2 protein-coding genes are annotated in these 3,453 nt (G+C 58.2%); one reads left to right on the forward strand and one right to left on the reverse strand.

Going from position 1 to position 3,453, the window contains the following annotated elements; translation table 11 throughout:
* The first annotated feature begins 49 nt into the window (after positions 1–49).
* The gene (gene clpA, locus ACIPZE_RS03990) at positions 50–2,320 is read left to right on the forward strand and encodes an ATP-dependent Clp protease ATP-binding subunit ClpA (RefSeq protein WP_007920210.1); all 2,271 of its coding nucleotides are present in this window, start codon (positions 50–52) and stop codon (positions 2,318–2,320) included.
* A 994-nt stretch (positions 2,321–3,314) separates the two neighbouring features.
* Here clpA and infA read toward each other — a convergent pair.
* Positions 3,315–3,453 (reverse strand): translation initiation factor IF-1 (gene infA / locus ACIPZE_RS03995; protein WP_400771864.1); only part of this gene is annotated, 139 nt, incomplete at its 5' end.

Consider the following 3,453-nt stretch of genomic DNA (forward strand, 5'->3'; position numbering starts at 1 on the left):
TATGGCGAAGGCCGGTGAAGCGCCTACCACGTGGGTATGAGGTTATGCTATGTTAAACCGCGAGCTCGAAGTCACCCTCAATCTTGCCTTCAAGGAGGCTCGTTCGAAGCGTCATGAATTCATGACCGTCGAACACCTTTTGCTGGCCTTATTGGACAATGAGGCTGCCGCCACCGTTTTGCGTGCCTGCGGCGCGAACCTCGACAAACTCAAGCATGACCTGCAGGAGTTCATCGACTCCACCACGCCACTGATCCCCGTTCATGACGAAGATCGCGAAACCCAGCCAACCCTGGGCTTCCAGCGTGTACTGCAACGTGCTGTTTTCCACGTACAGAGCTCGGGCAAACGCGAAGTAACTGGCGCCAACGTGCTGGTTGCAATCTTCAGTGAGCAAGAGAGTCAGGCAGTGTTCCTGCTGAAACAGCAGAGCGTTGCGCGCATCGATGTCGTCAACTACATCGCTCACGGCATTTCCAAAGTGCCTGGGCATGGCGATCACTCTGAAGGTGAACAAGATATGCAGGACGACGAGGGCGGTGAGTCTTCTTCTTCAGGCAATCCTCTGGATGCTTATGCCAGCAACCTCAACGAACTCGCACGCCAGGGTCGCATCGATCCGCTGGTAGGCCGCGAATCGGAAGTCGAGCGTGTCGCGCAGATTCTCGCGCGTCGACGCAAGAACAATCCGCTGCTGGTCGGTGAAGCAGGCGTGGGTAAAACCGCGATTGCCGAAGGCCTGGCCAAGCGTATTGTCGACAACCAGGTGCCAGATCTGCTGGCCGGTAGCGTAGTTTATTCGCTTGATCTCGGTGCTCTGCTCGCGGGCACCAAGTATCGCGGTGATTTCGAGAAGCGCTTCAAAGCGCTGCTCAATGAACTGAAAAAACGTCCGCAAGCCATTCTCTTCATCGACGAGATCCACACCATTATTGGTGCGGGCGCTGCGTCGGGCGGGGTCATGGACGCTTCGAATCTGCTCAAGCCGCTGCTGTCGTCTGGCGACATTCGCTGCATCGGTTCGACCACGTTCCAGGAGTTTCGCGGAATCTTCGAGAAGGATCGTGCCCTGGCGCGTCGCTTCCAGAAGGTCGATGTCGTCGAGCCATCGGTGGAAGACACCATTGGTATCCTGCGCGGCCTGAAAGGGCGTTTCGAGCAGCACCACAACATCGAATACAGCGACGAAGCGCTGCGTGCCGCTGCTGAACTGGCATCGCGCTACATCAATGACCGGCACATGCCGGACAAGGCCATTGATGTGATTGACGAGGCGGGCGCCTATCAGCGTCTGCAACCGGTCGAGAAGCGCGCCAAGCGTATCGAAGTGCCGCACGTCGAAGACATCGTCGCGAAAATCGCGCGGATTCCGCCGAAGCACGTCACCAGTTCCGACAAGGAACTGCTGCGTAACCTGGAGCGAGACCTGAAGCTGACGGTGTTTGGACAGGACGCCGCGATCGATTCGCTGTCGACTGCAATCAAGCTGTCGCGTGCCGGGCTTAAATCGCCTGACAAGCCAGTCGGATCGTTCCTGTTCGCAGGGCCGACCGGTGTCGGTAAAACCGAAGCCGCGCGGCAACTGGCCAAGGCGTTGGGGATCGAGCTGGTACGTTTCGACATGTCCGAGTACATGGAGCGTCACACCGTATCGCGTCTGATCGGTGCGCCTCCAGGCTACGTCGGTTTCGATCAGGGCGGTCTGTTGACCGAAGCGATCACCAAGCAGCCGCACTGCGTATTGTTGCTCGATGAAATCGAGAAGGCGCATCCGGAAGTCTTCAACCTGCTGTTGCAGGTCATGGACCACGGTACGCTGACCGACAACAACGGGCGCAAGGCGGACTTCCGCAACGTGATCGTGATCATGACCACCAACGCCGGTGCCGAAACGGCGGCGCGTGCTTCGATCGGTTTCACCCATCAGGACCATTCGTCTGATGCGATGGAAGTGATCAAGAAAAGCTTCACGCCGGAATTCCGTAACCGCCTGGACACCATTATCCAGTTTGGTCGCCTCAGTCATGAGGTCATCAAAAGTGTGGTGGACAAGTTCCTTACCGAGCTTCAGGCGCAACTGGAAGACAAGCGTGTGTTGCTGGAAGTGACCGACGCGGCGCGCAGTTGGCTCGCGGCTGGTGGTTACGACTCGGCAATGGGCGCACGTCCAATGGCGCGTCTGATCCAGGACAAGATCAAGCGTCCGCTGGCAGAGGAAATTCTGTTTGGCGAGCTGGCCGAGCATGGCGGTGTGGTGCACATCGACATCAAGGATGGCGAGTTGACGTTTGACTTCGAGACCACCGCAGAGATGGCCTGACGGGTGTAGATCAAGAGGGCGCCTTCGGGCGCCTTTTTGTTGTCTGGTGTTTTTGTGTGTATATCCGTTGCTGCGGGTGTTGCTGATTAGGGTTCCGCCCTTACGGCGGGTCACCTTTTCCAAACGCCGAAAAGGTAACCCAAAAGGCTTGCTCCTACGTACGGCCCGCTCGCTGGGGCTCGGGGTTCCTTCGCTGCGGGATCGATCCGGGCGCAGCGCCTACGGTTTGCTTCGCTGCACCTCCTCTCGCTGTGTTTGGCTGCGCCAAACGGTCGCTGCGCTCCCACGCCCGGATCAACCCCTCCACTCAGCCTTCCGACGTCGCGTTACAGATCAAAAGCTGCAGCCGAGCTAACGCTCATCCTGTTGAGTGGTGAGGGGTACAGCGTGGTCGGCTTTGGATTTGCGTTGGAGCTGCCCCTCATCGGAACGCCGCCCGCCCAGCCCTCTCCCGAGGGAGAGGGAGCCGATTTTTGGGCCTTTCAAAATCTGAGTTCAACGCGGTATCGCACGTCAGCGTACCTCTCCCAAACCACTCGGTCAGTCCCCTCTCCCTACGGGCGGTCCGACGTTTCGGGAGGGCTAGGGTGAGGGGCTATTGATCTGGCTTTTGATCTGGCTTTGGCTTTTGATTTTTTGCCCCTTCGGCAGGCCGAGCGTAGGTGTCCATCCGGGGGTTAGGCGCGCAGCGCCGTGCGGCGAAGCCGCATTCATCGAGAGGAGGTGCAGCGAAGCAAACCGTAGGCGATGCCCCCGGATGGACACCGTAGCGAGGGAACACTGAGCCTCGGCGAAGTGCCGTACGCCGGGGCAAAGCCTTTTGGGTTACCTTTTCGGCGTTTGGAAAAGGTGACTCGCTGTAAGAGCGAAACCGCCAGCGGCAGCACCCGAAAAAACGGATATGCCCCCAACTCCAACTCCAACTCCAAACCTAACCCCCAAAACGCAGACACAAAAACGCCCGGCATAAACCGGGCGTTCTGTATTGACTTGATTAACGAGCGCGGTAAGTAATGCGCCCTTTGCTCAAGTCATAGGGCGTCAGCTCGACGCGCACTTTGTCACCGGTAAGAATACGAATGTAGTTCTTGCGCATCTTGCCGGAAATATGCGCGGTTACGACGTGCGGAGTT

Origin of the sequence: Pseudomonas sp. NPDC089741 (assembly GCF_044748825.1) — a bacterium.
Classification (GTDB): domain Bacteria; phylum Pseudomonadota; class Gammaproteobacteria; order Pseudomonadales; family Pseudomonadaceae; genus Aquipseudomonas; species Aquipseudomonas helmanticensis.